Genomic DNA, 20474 nt, shown 5'->3' on the forward strand with positions numbered 1-20474 from the left:
GGCTGTGCTGGCTGTGGTGTGGTTCGTGGTGAAGTCCCCGGCCGGGTCGGCGGGGATGGTCCGGGAGCTGTGGTCGGGGTTGGGCGATTTCATGAATGCCCTCGCTGGTGGTGAGGGCTGATGGAACGGCTCCTGGTTCTGGGTGTGCTGGTGTTCGTGAGCGTGACGGGTGCGGTGCTGGCCTCACGTGGCTTGTGGCAGGGCGTGCCGTTGTCTGCGGGGGCGGTGCTGTTCCTGGTGGCGATCGTGCACATGGAACGCAAAGGGCGGAACCGGTGACGGCCCCGGCTGAGCGCGGGAGCGCGTACCGGGTGCCGGTGACGGATCTGCTGGGCGCGGCGGTCGACATGGCGATCGACGGCGGGGAGGTGCCGTCGCGTAACCGGCTGATGGCGGAGCTGCGGGTCGGCCCGCACAAGGCGAACGCGATCCGGGAGGCCCTGGCGGGGCTGGGCGCGGACTGGCCGTTCGCGCGGCAGGTTCTCGGCGGGGGCGGGACGGGTGAGTACCGGGAGGCGTTCAGGGCTTCCCTGCTCGCCGACCTCGCGGCCGTTCCGGTCGAGCCGGAGCCAGGCGACGACGGCCCGGAGCGGCATCTGCACGTGGTGCCGGAGATGGCCGAGACGGTGTCGTACCCGGGTACGGAGACGATGCCGGAACCGGAACCCGCACCGCCGGTGATGCTCGCCCCCGCCCCGGTACGGGCGGAGGATTCGCAGGTCAGCGGTGTTACGTACCCGGGTACGAAACCCGCTGACCTGCCTGTTGAGAACCGGGCTCGCAAGGTTCGCTCGTGGCCGCTGGTGCTGCTGGCGCTCCCGGCGTTCGTGGCGATCTGGTCGGGGTGGGTGGGCCTCGGGGTGATGTGCGGGTTCGGCATCGTCCGGCCCCTACCGGGTATCGCGGACGGCTTCGAACTGAACTCCGCGATCACGCTCCCGATCGGGGTTGAGACGTACGCGGCGTACGCGCTGCACGTGTGGCTGTCGGCCGCCGTCACGGGCCGAGCTCAGCGGTTCGCGAAATGGTCAGCGATCGGCTCGCTGCTGCTGGGCGCGGCCGGTCAGGTCGCGTATCACCTGATGGAAGCCGCAGGCGTCACGGCCGCGCCGTGGCAGATCACCACAGCCGTGGCATGCGTCCCGATCCTCGTGCTGGGGATGGGCGCGGCACTACGGCACCTGATCCGCAGCGATGAAGGGAGGCCAAGTTGAGCATTGATGGAGCCAAGGGCGGGCCGAACTGGCCGGAGCCGGAGTTCACGAACTCGAAGGATCTGAGGCTGTACCTGAACGACATCCGGCGGGGCTGTCACATCGCGGCGATGCTGCTCCACATCGGAGCATCCGAAGTAGAAGCGGCCCTGGAGACGATCGCGCCGATTTCGGGGCCGTTCTCCAAGACGCGGGCCAAGCGCCGTGCGCGGCGCGTCGCTAAGCACTTGCGGCACGCGGCGGCGTGCATGGTCGCGGCCGGTGCGGCGAGCGTGCGGACGTGGGGCGTGTTCCGCGCGGAGTACGAAGCGGAGCTGTCCCCGGCGAAGGTGCGGGGTAAGCGGCGGTCGTTCAGGGTCGTACCGGAGTAGAAGGGAGGCGAGACCCAATGTTCAAGCGGAAGAAGAAGCCCTCCAGCGGAAAGGCCCTGGAGGGCGAAGTCATGAAGGGCGGCGCACGATCCGTCTCCTACGGCTCCGGGCACCTGGCCCCCTACGCGCCGCCGTGGGCGGTGTGGCTTGGTCTCCCGGCAGTCAGTACCCTGACGCACTTGTTCACCGAGGCCAGCACCCCGGCTGCTGTCGCGGTCGGCGGGATCGTCGCTGTGGGTGGGACGGGCCTGTCGGTGTTCGGGTGGCACGTGTTCGCCGCCCGTGCCCATTCGATCCGGGTTCACGCGACGGCGACGATTTCAGCGGCGGCGGCGTGGGTGATGTGGACGACGGCTGACGGGCTGTGGCAGTCCTCGCCGTGGCAGGGCTGGGATGTTGTCGGGTGGATGCTGGGGTACTTCAACGGCTGGCCGTGGGGCGCGTGGGCTCTGGCCGGGCCGATCGCGTGCCTGACGTGGAACATCCGCAGGATCAGCCGCGGTGACGGCACGGACAAGCACGGCGGGGATGACTTCCTGGAGAAGGTCGGCATCGCAGGCCGTACCCGCAAGGTCGAGCTTGAAGCGGGCGGCAACCGTGTCCGGGCGGATGTCGAGGTCCAGCGGGAGAAGCACACGGCCGCTGATGTGCAGCGCTCGCGTGAGCAGATCGCGGCTCTGGCGCGGGTGTCACCGGAGCGGGTGCGGGTCATCCCGGACCCGGGCGACTTCGGACGGGCGAGCGTGTTCATTACTCCGAAGGATCTGCTGTCGGCCGACCAGATCTGGCCGGGACCGTCGGCACCGGGTGAGTCGATCGCCGAAGAACTCCACTCCGGCCTCTACGAAGATGGCGACCAGGCGCTGCTGTGGCTGCCGGGTGACCCGCAGCGCCGCCGCAACGCCCTGCACCTGGCCGTCTCCGGGATGACTGGGGCGGGCAAGACCGAATCGGGTCTGTGCGTGGTGACGGATGCGCTGACCCGGCGGGATGTGTCGTTCATGTTCTCCGACCCGGTGAAGGGCATCCAGTCCGTACGGCCGATCGCGGCCGGTATCGGGCTGCTGCTCACGGAACAGAAGTCGGCGGTGGCGGCGTTCCGGGCACTCCCGAAGGTGATCCGGGCGCGGACGATGCAGCTCGGCCGGTATGGGTTCAAGCAGTGGACTCCCGAAGCGGCCCGGCCGGTCAGCGACGGCGGGGCGGGGTTGAAGTACCTGATCTGCTGGTGGGAGGAAGCCGCAGCCTTGCTGGCGGACTCTGACACGTTCGTGCAGGTCACCGAGCAGGCGCGTTCGGCGGGTATCTCGCTGGTCATCTCGCAGCAGCGCCTGTCCCACGACCGGATCGCGACCTCTGCCCGGTCGAACCTGGGTGGCGGCTGGTGCTTCGGGGTGACCGGGGAGCAGGAAGCGAAGTTCGCTCTCTCGGATGAAACCCTCGACGCGGGGGCGGCTCCGTGGGCGTGGAAGGCTGACAAGCCTGGTTACTCCTACCTGGAGGCCCCCGGTATCGACCGGACACGGTGGTCGATCCCGATGCGGGGGTACATCGCCGAGGAAGATCACATGACCGAAGCCGTGGCCGAGTACGTCACCGATCCGAGCCTGGACGAGACGACGGCGGCGGCATTCGGGAAGGTCTACGCCGACTACCGCACGCAGGTCGCCGAAGGTGCCGCCGCGTGGCAGGCCGGGGCTAAGTCCAGCACCACGATCGCCCTGGCCCAGGTCAGGGCGGCTCAGTCCGGGCCGGTGGTCCGGCTGCTCAACAGCGCGGCCGACGACCTCGACGACGACCTAGACACCGATGCCGACATGGACGACGTAGACGGTGAGCCGGACGTGGATGACGACCCGGACCTGATCATCCCGGACCAGCCGGAGCCTGGGTTCATGGACGCCATCGACGTTGAGGCCGACATCCCCGATAGCCCCGAAGATGCGGTGCTGGAGATCAGCCTCACCGCAGGACGCGACCAGCGCGGGCTGTCCACAGCAGACGCCCGCCAGGCGCTGCGGAATCTCATCGACCAGATGGCCGAGGCCGGGTACGAGACGATCGAGCCCCGGCAGCTCGTGGACTTCCGCGCCAACATCGGCCGGGGATCATCCTGGCTGACCAAGGAACTCCGGCGGCTCGTGGACGAAGGCGAGCTGACCATCGAGCCCGAGCACGGCGTGTACGGCATCCCGTCCCGCGACGACGGCGGCCGGGTACTCCAGCTCGCCTAAATCAAGATCCACATGCGGTAGTGGCCGTCGGTGCCCGTGCCGACGGTCACTCACCGTGATGTTTCCAGTTTCCGGTCTTTCCAGCGTTTCCAATGTTTCCACCGTGTCCCTCCCTATAGGGGAGCGGCGTGGAAAGAGCGGAAACATCGGCGTGGAAATACTGGAAACAACCCCCTGGAAAAACACGCACAGTGACGAATCCAGGTGGGGTGGCCCCTGCCTGGAAGCAGGGAGGAACGATCATGCAGAACCCGCTGCCCGGCCTCAGCGCCGACCGGCTGCCGCCGTTTCCGGGCTCTAGCGAGTGGTGCGACCTGAACATTGCCCCGGCGGTGAAGGGCTCGCGGGAGTGGTTCCTGCTCGCCGCCCTGGCGGCTGCGACTCGGGGCTGGGCGGTGTTCCCGCTCGTGCCCGGGGGCAAGCGACCGGCCGTCAGCGAATGGGAGTCCCGGGCCACCACCGACCCGGAGCGGATCCGCCGCTGCTGGACGACCGGCCCCTACAACGTCGGCGTCGCCTGTGGCCCATCCGGCCTCGTGGTGGCCGACACCGACATGCCGAAGCCCGGACAGGTCCCGCCGCCGGAGTGGGCGGCGGAGTGCTGCCACGACGGCGGAGATGTGCTCTCGGTGCTCGCGGAACGGGCCGGTGCGCGGTGGCCCGCTGAGACGTTCGTGGTCCAGACCCCCAGCGATGGGCGGCACTACTACTACACCCACCCCGGTACCGGCCCGGAGCTGCGCAACACACAAGGCAGCCTGGGATGGCTGGTCGACACCCGCGCCCACGGCGGCTACGTCGTCGGCCCCGGCTCGATCGTGGGCGGCGGCACGTACACGCCGGTCTGGGAGGCCGACCCGCAACCGTTGCCCGGCTGGCTGGCGGTGCTGCTGGAACCCGCTCCGCTCCCGCCACAGGAGCCGGTCGTTATCGACCTGGCCGGGCGGCGCAAGAGCGGGTACCTGACGGCCGCTGTGGACGCTGAACTCCGGCGGGTGAAGACCGCAGAGGACGGCGGGCGGAACCATGCGCTGTACGTGGCCGCCGTGGCGCTCGGGCAGCTCGCGGCCGGTGGGGCACTCAGCGCGAGCGAAGTGACAAGACTGCTGGAACACGCCGGTGTTTCAGCCGGGCTGGGGATGGTCGAGACGGCCCGGACCGTGCGATCGGGCATCGCTGCGGGCGGGAAGCGTCCCCGGAGCGTGGCGGCATGAACGCCCCCGTAGCAGCCCTGCGGCTCGTGGCGTCCGACGCAGAGTCAGGGTGGGAGATTCCGGTACCGCTGGGCAGCCGTGACCGGCCGCCGTCGTTCCCCCTCGACGTGTTCCCCTTCTGGCTGGCCGACATGGTGAGCGGGGTGTCGTGGTCGACGCAGACCGACCCTGCGATGGCCGCCGCGCTCGGCTTGTCGGTGCTGTCGGCGTGCGTCGGGGGCCGGGTGAAAGTCGAGGTTAAAGACGACTGGCGTGAACCCGTCAACGTCTACGTCGCCGTCATCGCAGATCCCGGCGAATCCAAGTCCCCGGTGCACGCGGCCATGACCCAGCCCCTGATCGACGCACAGGAAACCCTCGGCAGCCGGGTCGAACCCCTGATCGCGGAACGGGCGGCGTTGAAGGAAATCGCCGACCGTGCCGCCGAGCAGGCCAAGACAGCGGCAGCCAAAGCCACGGCGGACCGCCGCGACGACCTGACAGCCGAAGCCGTGGCAGCGGCCATGTCGGCAGAGGCCATCGTGGTCCCGTCAGAGCCAAAGCTGTTCATCGACGACGCCACCCCGGAAATGCTCATGGCGCTGATGGCCGCCAACGGCGGCCGGATGGCGATCATCTCCGATGAGGGCGGGATCTTCGACATCCTCGCCGGGCGGTTCTCCGCAGCGCCGAACCTCGCGCCGTACCTCAACGGCCACTCCGGACGGCCCATCGGCAACGAACGCCTCACCCGCAAAGGCGAGCAGATCGCACACCCGGCACTCACAGTGTGCGTGATGGCCCAGCCGTCGGTACTGCGGAAGTTTGGTAGTAACGACGACCTCGACGGGCGCGGCCTCCCCGCCCGGTTCCTGTTCACCCTCCCGGCCAGCATCGTCGGATACCGCGACACCGACGCACCCGCCGTCGGCCGGGAAGTCGCCACCGAGTACGCCGAGCAGGTGAGCGGCCTGGCGGTCGAAGCGGCCGGGTGGGACGACATCATCACCATCCCGCTCAGCGATGAGGCGAAGGAACTCCGTCGGCAGGCAGCGGCAGCAGACGAGCTGCGGCTCCGGCCGGGAGGGGACCTCGCGGAACTGCGCGGCTGGGCCAGAAAGCTCGGCGGAACCACGATGCGGCTGGCCGGGCTGCTGCACACCGCACGCCACACCCGCGACCTCGGCAAGCACCCGATCGACGGCGAGACGATGGCAGCAGCCATCCGGCTCGCCGGGTTCTTCGCAGGTCACTACCGGGCTGCGCTTCACACCATCGGCACCGACAGCGAGGACGACAAGACGGCGCACCTGCTGAACGTGCTGATCAGCAAAGACATGCAGCACTTCACGCGGCGCGAGGCCCAGCGGCGGGTACAGCGGCACTTCCCGAAAGCCGCCAAGCTCGTCGCAGCCCTCGACAACCTCGCACAGCTCGGCTGGATCAGATCCACCACCGACGGCGCGTACGAACTCCACCCGCAGGCCGCACAGCACCGGGAAAGCGGTGACACGGTGACAACCGCACTCCGCGAAGCCCTTTCCGCAGCTCACAGCCCCGAACCCGCTGTCACCGAGGGCGGTGACACCCCGGTGACAGCGGTGACAACAAGCCCGGCCGCCTAGCCACTGTCACCGCTGTCACCACCTGTCACCAGACCCGGTGACACCGCCAACAAGGCCCTGACCTGCTGAAACGTTGCCGCGTCGGCCGATTGTCACCGTGTCACCGCTACTCCGGCCCTCTGCCCATCAGCGGCCGGAGTAGCGGCCGGAACCGGCCCGCTCAGAAGCCCCCAGCCTGTTTGACCCTCACCCGGGTACCCGGGCGGGTCGGATCTTGGCTCTAAGGGCCGTACGGCGGGCCATCCAGAACCCTTGTGCCGTCAACGATGCCGGACCCTCCACAGACGACCACTCCGGCCAGAGAGGCCGCCACCGTGCGAATCAGGCTCCACGGAACACCCCAAGAAACCACCGAAGCACTCCAAGCGCTGGCAAAAGTCCTCGATATCCGCAGCGTGAGCCACCCATACCCCGACCGCAACACCCCAATGTTCCAGCGCATCTATATCGACGCCACCACCATCCGCAACGGCAAGGAGGCCATGTGACCAAGCCGCAGCGCGCACATCGACACCTGCACCTGGTGGCGGGCAACGACTCGTCTGCGGCTAGCAGCCCACCCACTCTTTCCGCACGCGAATGGGGCAGGAACCAGGCTGCGCAGTCGCCAGTATGGAGCGAAGAGAAATGGGCTCGGATATCAGTCCTTCTCGGAGTCCAATTCACCAAGCCGGAACCCGGCAACGAAAATCGAGAGGCAGCATGAGCAAGGTCGAAGGGGTGCCGTCTGATGACGGCACCCCCGTCATCTCCTACGCCCGCATCAGCGATGATGGCGAGAACGACCAGCACGGCGTACGTGATCAGCACAAGGTCAATCGCGCTACCGCTAAACGGCTCGGCATGCAAGTTGTACTGGAGCTGACCGATAACGACCGGTCAGCCAGCAAGGCCGAGGTTGTTCGTGAAGACTTTGAGCGCATGGTCAAGCTACTACGAGCGGGCCGGTGTCCAGATGGCACCCCCGTGGAGGGCGTAGTTGTCGTGGCTGACGACCGGCTCGCCCGCCGCGCCGGAGACTATGAACGGTTCGTCGAAGCGCTGACGTCCAAGGACGGCAGGGTCTATGCAGATGAGCGAGGCAAGAAAGACCTCTACTCCGAGGATGTTGAAGGGCTGGGCCTTGTTGGCGTCGCCTTCTCCAAAATCGAGTCTCGGAAGATTCGACGCCGTATCAAACGCTGGCATCGCGCACGGGCCGAAGATGGCAAACAGCCGGGCGGGACCCGCCCTTTTGGCTGGCGCAAGGATGACCGATCAAAATTGGACCCGGCGGAGGCCCCACTACTTGCCAAGGCCGTGGACGAGGTAATCGCCGGTCGATCCCTAAACTCGATCATCAACGAGTGGCGAAAACTCGGAATCCTAACCAGCCTCGGAAACCAATGGACGGCCATTTCGCTCAAGCTCGCCCTCGACAATCCGCGAATCTGCGGCTGGCGGCGCATGGGGAGCGATTTGGTGCTGGATGAGCACGGCCAACCGGTAGTCGGGCTCTGGCGGCCAATCGTCTCACCAGAAAAGTGGCTCGCAGTCCATGCAGTCTTTGAGGCACGGCGCGGCAAACTCGTGAATAGGAACGGCATAGCTGGCGACTTGCCCTCAGACTTCCGCGAACACAAGCATCTACTCACCGGAATACTCCGATGTGGGCGCACTCGCGAGGACGGCTCGATCTGTGGCGCAAAACTACGAGTCACATCCAACCGAGACTGCGTTCAGCACATCTACGCTTGCCCGCCGAAAACTGCCGGAGGGTGCGGCGGCCTCGGACGGCGTGGCGACCTGGTCGACGAGTACATCACCGAAGCTGTCTTGGCAAAGCTGGAAGAGCGAAACGCGACAGCCGCCCGCGAAACCACACCCTGGCTTGGCGAAGCCGAACTACATCGACTGGAGGGAAAACTAGGCACATTGAAGAGGCAGTGGACTTCGTCCGAGATAACCGATGAGTTCTTCTTCGGCACCGTCCGGGAGATCGAGCAGTCCATCAAAGAACTAAGGAACGAGCAAGGCCGTCATACAGTCGCAGCAGCCCGGGCGCAAGCGACTTTCACGGGCGTTCGACAGCGATGGCTCAACGGAGACCTAGACACCACCCAGAAGCGAGCCTACATCCGCGAGGCGCTGCTGGCCGTCATTGTTTTGCCTGCCGGAAAGGGTCGCGCACCGTTCAATCCAGATCTGCTCATCCCAAAATGGCGCGGCTAAGCGTTTCACCTCAGTGCGTTCCAGCGCGGCGTGTTCACGCTCGGCCATATAGCCCAATCTGAGCGCCGACTCATCTATCGTGGAAATATGGCAGATCAGCATATCAGGGCGATGGTCCTGCAAACGTTCACCCCTAGGCGCTCTGCACAAGTTCGCACCCAGGCCGCACGCATCAACATTCAGAAGACGGCGATATCCTGGCAGTTTATGGCAGTATACGGCTCGTCAATGGAAATCGCATCCACCGTGCACCGCCGGTCACTGGGATTGCCCTTATACCCCAATGCCATAAACGAATTGTGCGGCCTGATGGGAAGCGTAGGGGAACAGCTCGGCCTCGCACGCACCGCCGAACAAGACGTTCAGCGATGGCAAAACAAGGAATCTACCAACAACGAATTGCAGCGCCGAATGGCCGTGAGGGCACTGTCTGAAGTTTGCATGCTGTTTACTCTCGGCGCGGCACACGGCTGCGCAAATGCCGTTCTGCGGGCGGCTTACCTGGACGAAGGAATTCGGTCTCTATTGAAGCTAGCCAAGGGGGCCTACTCTCCAGCAAGTACCAAACAAGAAGATTGGAAGAGTTTTTCGCCACGAGTCAACATATGGGATAGGCTGAGGGACGCAGCCGAAGCAAGGAATAGCCAACCAGCCATCCGAATGGTAAAGCGCCTTCTTCGCCTTCGCAGCGATTCACGCTTCACTGAACTAGATCAGCGCCGCAGTATGGATTTTCACCGCCATCGTCCACCGAGCCTCCTCACGGCGTCACCGAGAAAAGGTGCATCCGAGTTTGATCCCGAGAAGAACATAACAACCCTCACCGCATACACTTCACATTTCGACGAAGACAGCGATGCGAGGGCTGTCCACCGAATCGGGCGCAATGGGCTTATCACGACCGCAAGCGCCTTACGTGAACTGCAGCCGCTCATTATCGCCACGGCGCGAGCTGCAAACTATCGAATTCGAACCGCTAGTCGCCCATAGCGGATAACGTACACCCGCTAACTGATTTGGTTGATGTAATATCCGAGCATGCCGCCAATGATGAGACTCGCAAAACTGGATACAATTGTAATCCAGAGACTATCTCTATTACGTTCAAGAAAGCCTGGGGCATCAGCCCGCCTGCGCGTAACCAAGATTGTCCGCCGAATTATCCAAGTGCCGCGCTCGAACGCGAGGCCAATCAAGAAGAGGACACCTACCGGCGCCACGAACAGAGCAAATCCTGTCGCCGCGCCAATACCTCGACCATCATCCAGCGCATAAAGGAGGATGACGGAAGCTATTAGCCAGATTAGCGCCAAACACCCAAGCCCAAGCCAAGGCAAGTTTCTCGACCGCGCAGTGAATGTTCCACCAATGCGCGCCAGAACCCCGTAAGCCAACGTATCAGGTTCGGAGATTTCGATCCAAGCCTCAGAGCGGGATAATTCAAGGCGAACTCTCCCGTCCACTGACCGAACAGTAAAAGATTCGAGACGTAGTTGCGGCAAAGAATCGAGATCAGATACGTCATCCAGCTCATAGTCGTCAGCACGCAGCACAAGCGGTGAACCCAGGTCGCGTAGATCTGCAACGATATGACCTAAATCATCCTGCCATAACTTGGCGTAGTCATATTTTCGGTGAGCGATGGACGGCACGACACGTTTCAGCGACACCGTTCAACGATACCGACAGTTGTCGATCAACGTTTTATGGGTCAAGGCGGAGGATTACCACCAGCAGTACCTGGACAAGAACCCCGGCGGCTACTGCAACCACGGCCCGAACGGCCTGACCTGCCCGGTCGGGGTCGCGAAGACGGCCGAGGGCGTGACGGCGCTTCCCCAGGTCACCGGGCTGCTCGACTGATCGTGCTGAGGACCTGCTCGGCAGCCCCGATGCGCCTTCCGGGCCAGCGAAGGTCCGGAAGGCGCTCAACCCCTCACACCGCTGCGTACCGGGCCGGTGGTTCGCCGATCGTCGCGGTGAAGTCCCGGGTGAGGTGGGCCTGGTCGGCGTAGCCGAGGTCGGCGGCGAGGGCTGCCCAGTCGAGGCCGGCGCCCCGGTCGGCTCGTTCGTGGGCTTCGTGGAGGCGGGCGCGGCGGAGTACCCACTTGGGGCTCACGCCCACGTATTCGGCGAAGAGACGCTGGAGCCGGCGTGCCGGTACGCCGAGGGTGGAGACGAGCTGGTCCACTCTGGTCAGTGCCGGATCGGTGACGATGTGGTGGACCATCGCGGCGACTTCTTCGGCGAGCGGGTCGCGCTCGGGGAGTACGGAAAGCATGAAGGTGTTGGCTCGGGCGACCATCTGCGATTCGTCCTGTGTGGACAGGACGGCGCGTTCCGTGTCGAGGGCTGCCGGGCCGAACAGGTCGGCGGCCGGGAGCGTCTGGCCGGTGAGCTCGGCGACGGGACGGTCCCAGAAGGGCCGGAAGCCGCCGGGCAGGAAACGGACGCCGAGGACGTGGCCGGCGACGTGCACGCGCCGGACGAACAGGCCCGGGTCGACGCCGTGCACGCCGGTCAGGCCGTCCTCGAAGACGAGGTGCACGTTCGGGTGCGGCAGGATTTTCTGGTCGTAGTGCGGCAGGCCGGTCAGGTCCCACTGGACGATCCAGTAGTAGTCGACGAAGGTGGCCACCGCCGGGGCCGGCGCGTGCCGGTTCAGGCTGAACCTGGTGGCCGCCTGGGCGGGATGCAGCACGCCACGGCCCATGCTTTCGCTGCTCACCGGCCCAGTGTCGCATTTTTTCAATACCGCCGGTCAGCGCACGCCTAGCTTCAAGATCATGACCCGTTTCCTGTACCCGCAGATCGTGACCGCAGCCGCCACCGCGGCCCGTCTGGCCCGCGGTGTCCGCCCGGAACAGCTCGGCGGTCCGAGCCCGTGCGGCGAGTGGGACGTACGGACGCTGCTCAACCATTTCGTGCTGTGGACGGGGTACTCGTTCGAGCGGCGCGCGCTCCGCCAGGAGGTCCCGCAGGAGCTGATCGACCGGGACTTCACCGCCGAGCCGGGCTGGGCCGGGGCGTACGCCGCGCAGCTGGACCGGGCCGTCGCCGCCTGGTCGGACCCGGCCGCTTTCGAGGGGATCATCGACGTCGGGCAGGGGTACGAGATGCCGGCCGAGATGGTCGCCGGCATGGTGCTCAAGGAGATGGTCGTGCACGGCTGGGATGTCGCGCGGGCCACCGGGCAGGAGTACGGCTGGCCGGAGGACGTGGCGAAGTCCGTCCTGCACGTGGTCGAGGAGCACGGTGAGCTGTACCGGCAGTTCGACGGCTTCGCCGGGGTCGTCGCGGTACCGGCTGACGCCTCTACCCTGGACCGTGCCCTTGCCCTCTCCGGCCGCGACCCAGGCTGGACCACCACCTGAGGAACGCGATGCTCAGCAGCACTCCCGGACAGATCGTCGTCCTGAACGGGCCGTCACGCGCCGGGAAGTCGAGCATCGCCGCGGCGGTGCAGGACCGGCTGGACGGCGTGTGGATGAGCCTCGGGGTCGACCAGGTCATGCAGGCGACGCCGCGGCGGTTCCAGCCGGGCCTCGGGCTCAGGCCGGGCGGCGAGCGGCCGGAGCTGGAGCCGCTGGTCGTCGCCCAGTACGCGGCGTTGTACGAGTCGATCGCCGCGTACAGCCGCCTCGGTTTCAACGTCGTCGCCGACACCCTCCACCACGACGTGTACTCGGTCCCGCGCGGCATCCTGCCGGACTCCGCCCGCCGCCTGGACGGCCTGCCGGCCCTGCTGGTCGGGGTGCGCTGCCCGATCGAGGTGATCCGGCAGCGCCGCAGGGACACGTGGGGCGGAGCAGGGTTCGCGGAGGGCGGTGCCGTGGCCGATCCGGTGAGCCTGTGGCAGGAAGCCGTCCACACGCCCGGTATCTACGACCTTGAGGTCGACACCTCCGAGCTGAGCCCGGAAGAGTGCGCGGAGCTGATCGCGCTCCGGCTCACCCTCGCCCCGGCCCCCATAGCGTTCGAGCAGCTCCGGAAGATCAGAGCGTGATGGCTGCCGCGATCAGGACCGCGCCGAGCACGGCGGTCAGCATCGCCGACTGAACCAGCCGGTGCTTGATCCAGTTGTACCGGGCCATCTGCACGAGCTGGTGGCTCAGTTCGTCGAGCTGCTCGGCCGGGGTGATGCGCGTCAGCCGCTCGGCCAGTTCGCCGGGCTGCCAGCGGCGCAGGTGCCCGAAGTAGACAGTCCCGCGCATGAGCCGCTTCGGGCTCTCGGGGACCCCGTCCGCCTCCCCGTCACCCGGCGTGCGCCGGGGCGCTGGGTTCGGGGGGCGGATGGTGGAGCCGAGTCTCGGGTACACCGCTGCGACGGCGAGGATCACGCCGAGCAGGCACAGGACCGTGCCCGTGTTCACCATCACCGCGCGGAACCCCGTCAGCGCGGCCAGCAGGCCTCCGGTGAGCCGGGCCGCCGCCAGGGCTGTGAGCAGGGCGAGATCGATGCTCAGGAACGTGGCGGCCTTCGCGTCGACCTTGGCCGTCCAGTTCTCCTGGGCGGCGTGGACGCGCCAGGCCCAGTCGACGGCGCCCCGCTGATCAAGATTCATGATCTTCACATAGCACCCGAGTACTGGCCGAGACCACGTTGTGCCGGATATCGGACATAGATCTTCCTCAATTGTCGGCTATGGACCGTCATTGTCGGGTGGCCATCAACCAGAATGTTCGCGGTGCTCACGCTGTGCCGGCCGAGCACGTCGCCGCCCTGCGCGCGGCGGGCAGCCGACGGGTGTACCGGCAGGGCGACACCCTGATCTGGCAGGGCGAGCACGAGGACTTCGTCCTGCTCATCGAGCACGGTCACGTCTGGGTGACCAGCACGTCGCCCGGCGGGCACACCAGCGTGCTGGCCGTGCGCGGCCCGGGCGAGGTGGTCGGCGAGCTGGCCGGGGTCGACCACGGTCCCCGGTCGGCGACCGTCACGGCGGTCAGCCCGGTGGAGGCGCTCATGATCCCGGCGCCACGGTTCCGCAGGCTGCTCGGTACCGCGCCGGGGCTGAGCCTGTGGCTGCTCGAGGTGATCGTGCAGCGGCTGCGGGAGGCCGACCGGCAGCGGCTGGAGTACGGGGCGTACTCGGCCGTCGCGCGGGCAGCGCTGTGCGTCCTGGACCTGGCCGAGCGGACGGGGCGTCCGGTACGCGGCCAGCCGGGGGCTGTGCTGGTCGACATCCTCCAGCGCGAGCTCGCCGGGCTGGTCGGCGTCTCGCGGACCACGATGGACCGTGCGATCCGGGACCTGGCCGGTCGCGGGCTGCTGCGGACGAGGCGCGGCGGGCTGGTCGTCACCGATCCTGGCGAGCTGGCCCGGCTGGTATCCGACCTCTGATCGCGATTCCCCGCCGGGTTCGCCGTTGTGCTTCGTCTGGGGCACGGCGCGCGCCGCTCTGCGGGTACCAACAAAAAGCAGACGTAGAAGGGCAGTGGGCCGACATGGGGCTGGAACCCACGCATCACTCGATTCTTGTTTTCGACATCGAACGATATGGCAGCCGCCCGGACCCGATCCAGTGGCGGCTCCGCCGGGAGATGTACTCCTGCATCGAGGACGCGATGCGGGCGGCAGGGCTGCCCGCCGACGGCTGTTTCCTGGAGGACCGGGGCGACGGCGTGCTCATGCTGATCCCCTCCACTGTGGAGTATTCGAAGTACAAGCTGGTGGACACTTTCCTGCCGAAGCTGGAGGCCGCGCTGCGCGGCTACGCGAAGGTGAGCAACGAGGCCGGCCGGATGCGCATGCGGCTGGCCATGCACTCCGGGGAACTCGGCCGGGACGACCGTGGCTGGATCGGCGCGGCCGTCAACACCGCCTGCCGGCTGTGCGACGTCCAGACCCTGCGCGACGCGCTCGCCTCGGTGCCCGAGGCGCACGTCGCGCTGATCGTGTCCGACGAATGGTTCCAGGCCGTGATCCGCCACGAGCACGGCGCGATCGACGCCAGCACCTACACACAGGTCCCGGTCGACAGCAAGGAACTGCACGTCAAGGCATGGATTCATGTACCTGGGACGCGAGAGCGCCCGGTAGTCGCGGCACCCGAACCCGCCGCCACCCAGCCCCCCGCTCAGAACCACTTCAGCGGGAACTTCGCCGGGCCGGTGTTCGGCCAGGCCGGCGACGTCACGATCAACCAGGCCCCGCCGGCCCCCGACCACTGGGCGCTGGGCATGCAGGCCCTGCACAACCGGGCGTACCCGGCGGCCCAGCGGCACCTCCGCGAGCGCCTCGCCGAACCGGCCGCCCCGCCCGAAGCCCACTACTACCTGGCGATCGCGCTGCTCGGCGGCCGGGCGCCCCGGTACATGCCGTCCACTGTGGAGATCCGTGACCATCTCGTGGCCGCCGACCCGCTGCCGCAGGCCCGGCTGCTGCGGCTGCTCGTCGACGAGGACCACGAGCGGCTGTGGATCCGGGGCCGCGGGCCGGGCTACGAGCTGCTGGCCGGGCTGCTCGGCCGGATCAGCTCCGAGGACGCGCACCTCATCGTCCAGCACGTGCCGGCCCCGGAGTGCCGGACCTGGCAGGCGCTCACCCGTAAGGCCACCGACCCCTCGGAACGCACAGGAGCCCCCTGATGACCGACCAGCAGCCCGACCAGCCGCCACCCCAGCCACCTCCGCCACCTGCCCCGCCGCCGCGCTGGCTCGTCGTCCGCCGGTTCTTCGCCCTCACGCCGAAGACCCCGAACTACGTCGGCGACCTGCTGATGATCGGCGGCGGCGGCGCCCTGTCGATCGTCGCGCTGATCCTGTTCCTGTCGGCCTCCTCGTCCGGTGCCACCGGTTCCGAGGACCCGGCCCAGTTGGCCGGTGCCGTCCCCGGGCTCTGCCTCGGGTTCATCGGCGTGACTGTGGGCGTCATTGGCGGGGTGCTGTTCCTCCAGCACCGGGCCAAGTACCAGCGCGCCTACTACCACGCCGAGCCGAAGCCGCCGGTCGAGTGGATCCGGGGCCTGGTCAACCACGAGCTGCGGCGCATCGAGGAGCACGCGCTCGCGGAGCTGCGGATCGCGCGGGGCGAGCTCCAGGCGTTGTCTGACGCCGGTACCCAGCAGTTGCAGCGGGAGATCGCCGAGGGGCTCGCGCCGGGGCAGCACGGGCCGCGCCGCCCCATGATGATCATCGGGCCGGCGTTGCCGACCGCGCTCGTCACCGGGGAGCAGGGCACGTACTTCTCCCGGTACCGCTTCGCCGTCATCTGCCCGACCGGCTGGCAGTTCGGGATCTACACCTGCACGCTCGACCTGGAGACCGGCAACCTCGGTACCGAGGAAGCCCGCTGGTTCCCCTACAGCCAGGTCTCCGCCGTCACGGCAGGCACCCGCCCGCTGCCGCCGATCGAGCGCGGGGCCGGGCCAGCCGTCCTGACCCAGCATCCGGTGAAGCTGGGCAGCCTGGAGACCCGGTACCTCCAGATCCTGGTCAGCGGCGGCGACCGGGCGGAGGTCTCGCTGGGCTTCATCGACCAGGCGACCCTGCACGCCTTCCGGTCGGACCTGATGCCGTCCTTCGAGCACGTCGTCGACGCGGTCAGCACGGCACTCCGCCACTCCGGCACCATGACCGGCTGAGGGCTGTCAGCTGCGGCCGGTGCCGGTGAACGGTCACGTTCCGGGCACCGGCCGGTAACGGCAGACACGAACGAGACAACGACCGGTAACGATCCACACAGGACGGGCACCGGCGAGCCCCCGCCTGCCTCGCCAAGGCATGACACGCTTCCTGATCCGGCGGACCCTGCTGGCCGTGCTCGCGCTGTTCTGCATCTCGGTGACGACGTTCCTGTTGTTCTTCGCCGGGCCGGCCAACCCGGCAGCTGCGATGTGCGGCGATCGGGCCTGCCCGGCCGAGCGGCTCGAACGGATCAACAAGTCGCTCGGGCTGGACGAGCCGCTCCACGAGCAGTACGTCGCCTACATGCGCGGGATCTTCGCCGGGCGGCAGGTCGGGGAGATCCACTGCCCGGCGCCCTGCCTCGGCGTCTCCTTCCGGAACGACGAACCGGTCACCGACATCATCGCCAGGGGCATGCCGGTGACGGCCAGCGTGGCGATCGGCGCGACGGTCTTCTCCGTCCTCATCGGAGTCGGGCTCGGCGTCGTCTCCGCGCTCCGGCAGGGCCGCCTGGCCGACAAGGTGTCGATCGGGATCACCCTGACCGGGGCCTCGCTCCAGGTCTTCTTCCTCGGCCTGCTGGTGCAGCAGGTCTTCGTGTATCAGCTCAAGCTGATCCCCACGCCGAAGTACCACAGCCCGGCGGAGGACTTCGGCGGCTGGTTGCTCGGCATGTTGTTACCGTGGGTGACCCTCGGGTTCCTGAACGCCGCGGCCTACGCCCGATACGTGCGATCCGAGCTGTCCGAAGTGCTGAGTGAGGACTTCATCCGCACCGCCCGCGCCAAGGGCCTGGGGCAGCGGGCCGTCACGGTGCGGCACGCCCTGCGCGCCGTCCTCGCCCCGCTGCTCACCATCACCGCCATCCAGCTCGGCGGCTCGCTCGGCGGCTACATCATCGCGGAGAACGTCTTCAACATGCGCGGCATCGGCCAGATCTCCATCGAGGCCCTCGCCGACGACAACCTGCCGGTCATCATGGCGACCGTCCTGATCGGAGCCGTGTTCATCGTGGTGTTCAACCTGGTCTGCGACCTGCTCTACGCCGCGGCCGACCCGCGCGTGCGCATCAGGTGATGGTGGCATGAACTGGGGAGCACCGGCTTGCCCCGCTCTCCTAGAGTATTCACCAACAGAAAGATCCACCCCGGAGGAAGAACCACCATGAGCGAGTTCTACGAGGCCGACGTCGACGGCGACGGCAACGCCGACCAGATCCAGTACGACGTCAACTCCGACGGCACCAGCGAGATGCTGATCGACACCGACGGTGACGGTGTCGCCAACTACGAGGCCTCGGACACCGACGGGGACGGCCAGTTCGACTTCGTGGCCGCCGACACCGACGGCGACGGCACGCACGACGTCGAGGCCTGGGACACCAACAGCGACGGCAGCTGGGACAAGGCTTCCGTCGACACCGACCACGACGGTGTCGCCGACTACACCGGCAACCCGTGGGGCAGCGCCTGACCGGCGCGCCACCTGGCCACCGGGCGGTGGTGAGGGGGTCGCCCGGCGGCTGGACCGCCGTACCGAGGACAGGGAAGCCACGGGCACGGCACTCCGCTGCCGGAGGCTGAACGGCTCGGCACATGCCGGGCTGGCCAGCCCAGCACGCCGGTTCATGGGGCCGGGGTTCCACAAGGAACCCCGGCCCTTCGCGCTGGGTATGTGTGACCCGGCGGGAGCGCCCGATGAAGACGGTGCCGTCGGCACTCGGGCACCCAGGCGCTCCCGCCGGATGGCCTGCCGGCCCGTGGGGAGCCGCTCACCCGGCGGCAGGGGAGCCGCCGCCGGGGCGGGCGCGCCTGAGGGCTCGAGGCGCGCAGGGGCAGGCAGGTCGACCGGGAAACCAGGTAGGACAGGTCGGCCAGGGAAGATCGGATCGCTGGACGGGGATCGGGGCCGTGGCCGTCCGCTAGCGGAAGTGCGGGCTGGGCCGGTTCCGCTTGGCGTCGGGGGTGGCCGGTGTGACCGGGGCGTTCGAAGCGCTGAGGGTAAGCGGTGCAGTGTGGCTGCTGGTGTTGGCCGGGTTGCTCGTGATCACGCCGTTCGCTGGCGGCAGGTGCCCGCTGGCCGGCTCGGCCCGCCGCCACTCGGGCAGCGCGCGCATGCCGGCGATGTCGTGCCGCGCCGTCCATGCCTCCCGCCACGGCTTGCGTGCCGCGGCGGCGGCCCGCTCGGCGAGGCGGCGCGGGGCACAGGACCAGGCTCGTCCGCACCACACGCACAGCCCGCGCTCGTCGGGCCTGGCGTGACGCTCCAGCATGAACTGGGCGTCGCGCCATAACAGTGGGTCTGTGACGTCCGCAGGAGTGTCCACCGCTGCGAGATCGACCGTGACCACTTTTACTCCCCCCATCGGGTGATGACCCCTCTGGAAGAACCTCCGGACTCCACGTTAGGGGCCGGATGCGCCCTGTCATCGGACAGCTTGTGCGACCTCCAATTTGACCGCCGGCGAGCCTTCCGGAGCGCGCTCTTGACGAAAGCTAATGATGTTAGCTAACCTCATTAGCATGACGCAGACGACGAAGTACCTCGACACCGCGCACGGCCGGATCGCGTACGACGAGCAGGGCTCCGGACCGCTGGTGCTGTGCGTTCCCGGGATGATCGGGCTGCGGTCGGAGTACCGGCTCCTCACGCCGATGCTGGTGCAGGCCGGGTACCGGGTGGTCACTATGGACATTCGCGGCATGGGTGAGACCGGGGCAGTGTGGGCTGAGTACGGCAGCGCGCCGATCGCCGACGACGTCATCGCCCTGCTCCGGCACCTCGGCTCGGGCCCGGCCATCCTGGTCGGCGCATCCTCCGGTGCCGCGGCCTCCGCCGTCGTCGCCGCCACGGCACCCGAGCTGGTCTCCGGGATCGTGCTCGTCGCGCCCTTCCTCCGCGATCCCGCGCCCTCGGTCATGCTGAGCCTCGTGAAGTTCCTGGCCCGGTCGCCCAAGCTGGCCGTGTCGCTGTGGAAGAGCCACGTCGTGAAGATGTACGCGGGCAACGTCCCCGCCGACTTCGACGAGTACCGGGCGGCGCTCGCCGCCAACCTCGCCGAACCGGGCCGGGCCGCCGCGGCCAGCCACTACATTCGCAGCATGTCGCACGCCCGAGCCGAGGACGCGCTCCCCCGGATCTCCACGCCAGCCGTCGTCGTGATGGGCAGCGCCGACCCCGACTTCCCGGACCCGCTGGCGCAGGCGGAGTGGGCGGCCCAGGCCGTACGCGGCCGGAAGGTCATCGCCGAGGGCGCCGGGCACCAGCCGCACGTCCAGACGCCCGCCGTGGTGGCCGACGCGATCATGGCCCTGCACCGTGCCTAGGGCCGGGCTCACCACAGCTGCGGTGGTGGACGCCGCCGCAGCGCTCGCCAACGAGATCGGCCTGCCGAACCTCACCCTGGCCCTGCTCGCCGAACGGCTGGGCGTCCGCTCACCCTCGCTCTACCGGCACGTCAACGGCCTGCCGGAACTCCTGCACCAGCTCGCCCTGCGCGGCGTCGACGGCCTGGCCGGCGCGATGGCCGGCACCAGCGGCCTGCCGGCCCTCGCCAACGCCTACCGGGAGTACGCCGTGGCCAACCCCGCCTGTTACGCCGCGAGCCAGCGCGCCGACCCCCGCCTCGACGAGGCCGCCACCCGGGCACTCGCCCCGATCTTCGCCCTGATCGCCAGCTACGGCATCCCCGACACCGGCCGCGTCCACGCCGCCCGGATCATCCGCAGCGCCCTCCACGGCTTCGTCAGCCTGGAGACAACCGGCGGCTTCGGCCTCCCCGACAAACTCGACGACACGTTCGCTCTGCTCATCTCCGCCCTGGAGACCGGCCTGCAATCCGCCCCAGAGCACACCCGGCACCAGTAACAACTAAATGTTCTTCGGCCCTTGATCTTGATCTAAGGCGAAGTGGCCCGCTGAGCGGAAATCTGACAAGCAGAGTGAAAGCCCGTGTACTGGTTGTACACGGGCTTTTGCTCTGCGCAGCTCAGATTTT

23 protein-coding genes are annotated in these 20474 nt (G+C 67.8%); 19 read left to right on the forward strand and 4 right to left on the reverse strand.

The features are described from left to right. The first annotated feature begins 120 nt into the window (after positions 1 to 120). From A3G1_RS40700 to A3G1_RS40705, 9 genes are all read left to right on the forward strand, one after another. The gene (locus A3G1_RS40700; RefSeq protein WP_018351642.1) at positions 121 to 279 is read left to right on the forward strand and encodes a hypothetical protein; all 159 of its coding nucleotides are present in this window, start codon (positions 121 to 123) and stop codon (positions 277 to 279) included. Continuing rightward, positions 276 to 1214: a hypothetical protein gene (locus A3G1_RS0121950; RefSeq protein WP_018351643.1), complete on the forward strand. Its 939-nt coding sequence runs from the start codon at positions 276 to 278 to the stop codon at positions 1212 to 1214. Before A3G1_RS40700 ends, A3G1_RS0121950 begins: the two co-directional genes overlap by 4 nt. Then, on the forward strand, positions 1211 to 1585 hold the full coding sequence (locus A3G1_RS38845) for a hypothetical protein (RefSeq protein WP_018351644.1): 375 nt from the start codon (positions 1211 to 1213) through the stop codon (positions 1583 to 1585). The genes A3G1_RS0121950 and A3G1_RS38845 overlap by 4 nt, the downstream gene beginning before the upstream one ends. A 17-nt stretch (positions 1586 to 1602) precedes the next feature. Further along, positions 1603 to 3819 carry an FtsK/SpoIIIE domain-containing protein gene (locus tag A3G1_RS38850; RefSeq protein ID WP_018351645.1) on the forward strand — a complete coding sequence of 739 codons (2217 nt, stop codon included), beginning with the start codon at positions 1603 to 1605 and terminating at the stop codon, positions 3817 to 3819. A gap of 242 nt (positions 3820 to 4061) precedes the next feature. Then, entirely contained in the window at positions 4062 to 5033 is a 972-nt protein-coding gene (locus A3G1_RS0121965; protein WP_018351646.1) for a bifunctional DNA primase/polymerase, read from the forward strand. Continuing rightward, positions 5030 to 6637: a YfjI family protein gene (locus A3G1_RS0121970; protein WP_018351647.1), complete on the forward strand. Its 1608-nt coding sequence runs from the start codon at positions 5030 to 5032 to the stop codon at positions 6635 to 6637. Before A3G1_RS0121965 ends, A3G1_RS0121970 begins: the two co-directional genes overlap by 4 nt. 314 nt (positions 6638 to 6951) lie before the next feature. After that, complete coding sequence (locus A3G1_RS41195; protein WP_169437599.1) at positions 6952 to 7125, forward strand: hypothetical protein; 174 nt, start codon at positions 6952 to 6954, stop codon at positions 7123 to 7125. Between the two features lie 214 nt (positions 7126 to 7339). Continuing rightward, positions 7340 to 8848, forward strand: coding sequence for a recombinase family protein (locus A3G1_RS39770; RefSeq protein ID WP_169437601.1), 1509 nt, complete (start codon positions 7340 to 7342; stop codon positions 8846 to 8848). A gap of 87 nt (positions 8849 to 8935) precedes the next feature. After that, positions 8936 to 9838: a hypothetical protein gene (locus A3G1_RS40705; RefSeq protein WP_157641273.1), complete on the forward strand. Its 903-nt coding sequence runs from the start codon at positions 8936 to 8938 to the stop codon at positions 9836 to 9838. 17 nt (positions 9839 to 9855) lie between these two features. Here the strand turns inward: A3G1_RS40705 and A3G1_RS40710 are convergent, their stop codons facing one another. Beyond that, on the reverse strand, positions 9856 to 10518 hold the full coding sequence (locus A3G1_RS40710; protein WP_157641274.1) for a hypothetical protein: 663 nt from the start codon (positions 10516 to 10518) through the stop codon (positions 9856 to 9858). On the opposite strand from A3G1_RS40710, the gene A3G1_RS39775 reads away from it, so the two are divergent. Continuing rightward, positions 10490 to 10711: a peptide-methionine (S)-S-oxide reductase gene (locus A3G1_RS39775; protein ID WP_018351648.1), complete on the forward strand. Its 222-nt coding sequence runs from the start codon at positions 10490 to 10492 to the stop codon at positions 10709 to 10711. The genes A3G1_RS40710 and A3G1_RS39775 overlap by 29 nt on opposite strands. A gap of 73 nt (positions 10712 to 10784) precedes the next feature. Here the strand turns inward: A3G1_RS39775 and A3G1_RS0121980 are convergent, their stop codons facing one another. Beyond that, on the reverse strand, positions 10785 to 11576 hold the full coding sequence (locus tag A3G1_RS0121980; RefSeq protein ID WP_211216366.1) for an AraC family transcriptional regulator: 792 nt from the start codon (positions 11574 to 11576) through the stop codon (positions 10785 to 10787). Between the two features lie 58 nt (positions 11577 to 11634). Here A3G1_RS0121980 and A3G1_RS0121985 point away from each other — a divergent pair, with 58 nt between their 5' ends. Next, a complete protein-coding gene (locus tag A3G1_RS0121985; RefSeq protein WP_026212387.1) occupies positions 11635 to 12222 on the forward strand; it encodes a TIGR03086 family metal-binding protein in 588 nt (195 codons plus the stop codon). Positions 12223 to 12230: 8 nt separating this feature from the next. Beyond that, complete coding sequence (locus A3G1_RS0121990) at positions 12231 to 12854, forward strand: chloramphenicol phosphotransferase CPT family protein (protein ID WP_018351651.1); 624 nt, start codon at positions 12231 to 12233, stop codon at positions 12852 to 12854. On the opposite strand, the gene A3G1_RS0121995 is transcribed toward A3G1_RS0121990, so the two are convergent. Then, the gene (locus A3G1_RS0121995) at positions 12844 to 13413 is read right to left on the reverse strand and encodes a Pycsar system effector family protein (protein WP_157641275.1); all 570 of its coding nucleotides are present in this window, start codon (positions 13411 to 13413) and stop codon (positions 12844 to 12846) included. The genes A3G1_RS0121990 and A3G1_RS0121995 overlap by 11 nt on opposite strands. Before the next feature lie 134 nt (positions 13414 to 13547). Here A3G1_RS0121995 and A3G1_RS0122000 point away from each other — a divergent pair, with 134 nt between their 5' ends. The 5 genes from A3G1_RS0122000 (at position 13548) to A3G1_RS0122020 (ending at position 17950) form a co-directional block, all read left to right on the forward strand. Continuing rightward, positions 13548 to 14192, forward strand: coding sequence for a Crp/Fnr family transcriptional regulator (locus A3G1_RS0122000; RefSeq protein WP_018351653.1), 645 nt, complete (start codon positions 13548 to 13550; stop codon positions 14190 to 14192). A gap of 104 nt (positions 14193 to 14296) precedes the next feature. Then, entirely contained in the window at positions 14297 to 15439 is a 1143-nt protein-coding gene (locus tag A3G1_RS38855; protein WP_018351654.1) for a nucleotidyl cyclase domain-containing protein, read from the forward strand. Continuing rightward, the gene (locus A3G1_RS0122010) at positions 15439 to 16434 is read left to right on the forward strand and encodes a hypothetical protein (RefSeq protein WP_018351655.1); all 996 of its coding nucleotides are present in this window, start codon (positions 15439 to 15441) and stop codon (positions 16432 to 16434) included. The genes A3G1_RS38855 and A3G1_RS0122010 overlap by 1 nt, the downstream gene beginning before the upstream one ends. 139 nt (positions 16435 to 16573) lie before the next feature. Beyond that, positions 16574 to 17554, forward strand: a complete 981-nt coding sequence (locus A3G1_RS0122015) for an ABC transporter permease (protein WP_018351656.1) — start codon at positions 16574 to 16576, stop codon at positions 17552 to 17554. An 87-nt stretch (positions 17555 to 17641) separates the two neighbouring features. Beyond that, on the forward strand, positions 17642 to 17950 hold the full coding sequence (locus tag A3G1_RS0122020; RefSeq protein WP_018351657.1) for a hypothetical protein: 309 nt from the start codon (positions 17642 to 17644) through the stop codon (positions 17948 to 17950). A 448-nt stretch (positions 17951 to 18398) separates the two neighbouring features. Here the strand turns inward: A3G1_RS0122020 and A3G1_RS41490 are convergent, their stop codons facing one another. Continuing rightward, complete coding sequence (locus A3G1_RS41490; RefSeq protein ID WP_211216367.1) at positions 18399 to 18749, reverse strand: hypothetical protein; 351 nt, start codon at positions 18747 to 18749, stop codon at positions 18399 to 18401. Positions 18750 to 18999: 250 nt separating this feature from the next. Between A3G1_RS41490 and A3G1_RS0122030 the strand changes: the two genes are divergently transcribed. After that, positions 19000 to 19803 carry an alpha/beta fold hydrolase gene (locus A3G1_RS0122030; RefSeq protein ID WP_018351659.1) on the forward strand — a complete coding sequence of 268 codons (804 nt, stop codon included), beginning with the start codon at positions 19000 to 19002 and terminating at the stop codon, positions 19801 to 19803. Between the two features lie 25 nt (positions 19804 to 19828). Next, on the forward strand, positions 19829 to 20344 hold the full coding sequence (locus A3G1_RS0122035; protein ID WP_245563563.1) for a TetR/AcrR family transcriptional regulator: 516 nt from the start codon (positions 19829 to 19831) through the stop codon (positions 20342 to 20344). The last annotated feature ends 130 nt before the right edge of the window (positions 20345 to 20474 follow it).

Source organism: Longispora albida DSM 44784 (assembly GCF_000379825.1).
Taxonomy (GTDB): domain Bacteria; phylum Actinomycetota; class Actinomycetes; order Mycobacteriales; family Micromonosporaceae; genus Longispora; species Longispora albida.

Excerpts from the sequence above, each read along its gene's own strand:
- A3G1_RS40705 (WP_157641273.1), top strand. The coding sequence starts at position 8,936 with ATGGCAGATCAGCATATCAGGGCGATGGTCCTGCAAACGTTCACCCCT.
- A3G1_RS0121965 (WP_018351646.1), top strand. The coding sequence starts at position 4,062 with ATGCAGAACCCGCTGCCCGGCCTCAGCGCCGACCGGCTGCCGCCGTTT.
- A3G1_RS0121990 (WP_018351651.1), top strand. The coding sequence starts at position 12,231 with ATGCTCAGCAGCACTCCCGGACAGATCGTCGTCCTGAACGGGCCGTCA.
- A3G1_RS0121970 (WP_018351647.1), top strand. The coding sequence starts at position 5,030 with ATGAACGCCCCCGTAGCAGCCCTGCGGCTCGTGGCGTCCGACGCAGAG.
- A3G1_RS39775 (WP_018351648.1), top strand. The coding sequence starts at position 10,490 with ATGGACGGCACGACACGTTTCAGCGACACCGTTCAACGATACCGACAG.
- A3G1_RS0122010 (WP_018351655.1), top strand. The coding sequence starts at position 15,439 with ATGACCGACCAGCAGCCCGACCAGCCGCCACCCCAGCCACCTCCGCCA.
- A3G1_RS0122015 (WP_018351656.1), top strand. The coding sequence starts at position 16,574 with ATGACACGCTTCCTGATCCGGCGGACCCTGCTGGCCGTGCTCGCGCTG.
- A3G1_RS40700 (WP_018351642.1), top strand. The coding sequence starts at position 121 with ATGGAACGGCTCCTGGTTCTGGGTGTGCTGGTGTTCGTGAGCGTGACG.
- A3G1_RS0121995 (WP_157641275.1), bottom strand. The coding sequence starts at position 13,413 with ATGAATCTTGATCAGCGGGGCGCCGTCGACTGGGCCTGGCGCGTCCAC.
- A3G1_RS38850 (WP_018351645.1), top strand. The coding sequence starts at position 1,603 with ATGTTCAAGCGGAAGAAGAAGCCCTCCAGCGGAAAGGCCCTGGAGGGC.
- A3G1_RS38855 (WP_018351654.1), top strand. The coding sequence starts at position 14,297 with ATGGGGCTGGAACCCACGCATCACTCGATTCTTGTTTTCGACATCGAA.
- A3G1_RS41490 (WP_211216367.1), bottom strand. The coding sequence starts at position 18,749 with ATGCTGGAGCGTCACGCCAGGCCCGACGAGCGCGGGCTGTGCGTGTGG.
- A3G1_RS0122020 (WP_018351657.1), top strand. The coding sequence starts at position 17,642 with ATGAGCGAGTTCTACGAGGCCGACGTCGACGGCGACGGCAACGCCGAC.
- A3G1_RS0121985 (WP_026212387.1), top strand. The coding sequence starts at position 11,635 with ATGACCCGTTTCCTGTACCCGCAGATCGTGACCGCAGCCGCCACCGCG.
- A3G1_RS39770 (WP_169437601.1), top strand. The coding sequence starts at position 7,340 with ATGAGCAAGGTCGAAGGGGTGCCGTCTGATGACGGCACCCCCGTCATC.
- A3G1_RS0122030 (WP_018351659.1), top strand. The coding sequence starts at position 19,000 with ATGACGCAGACGACGAAGTACCTCGACACCGCGCACGGCCGGATCGCG.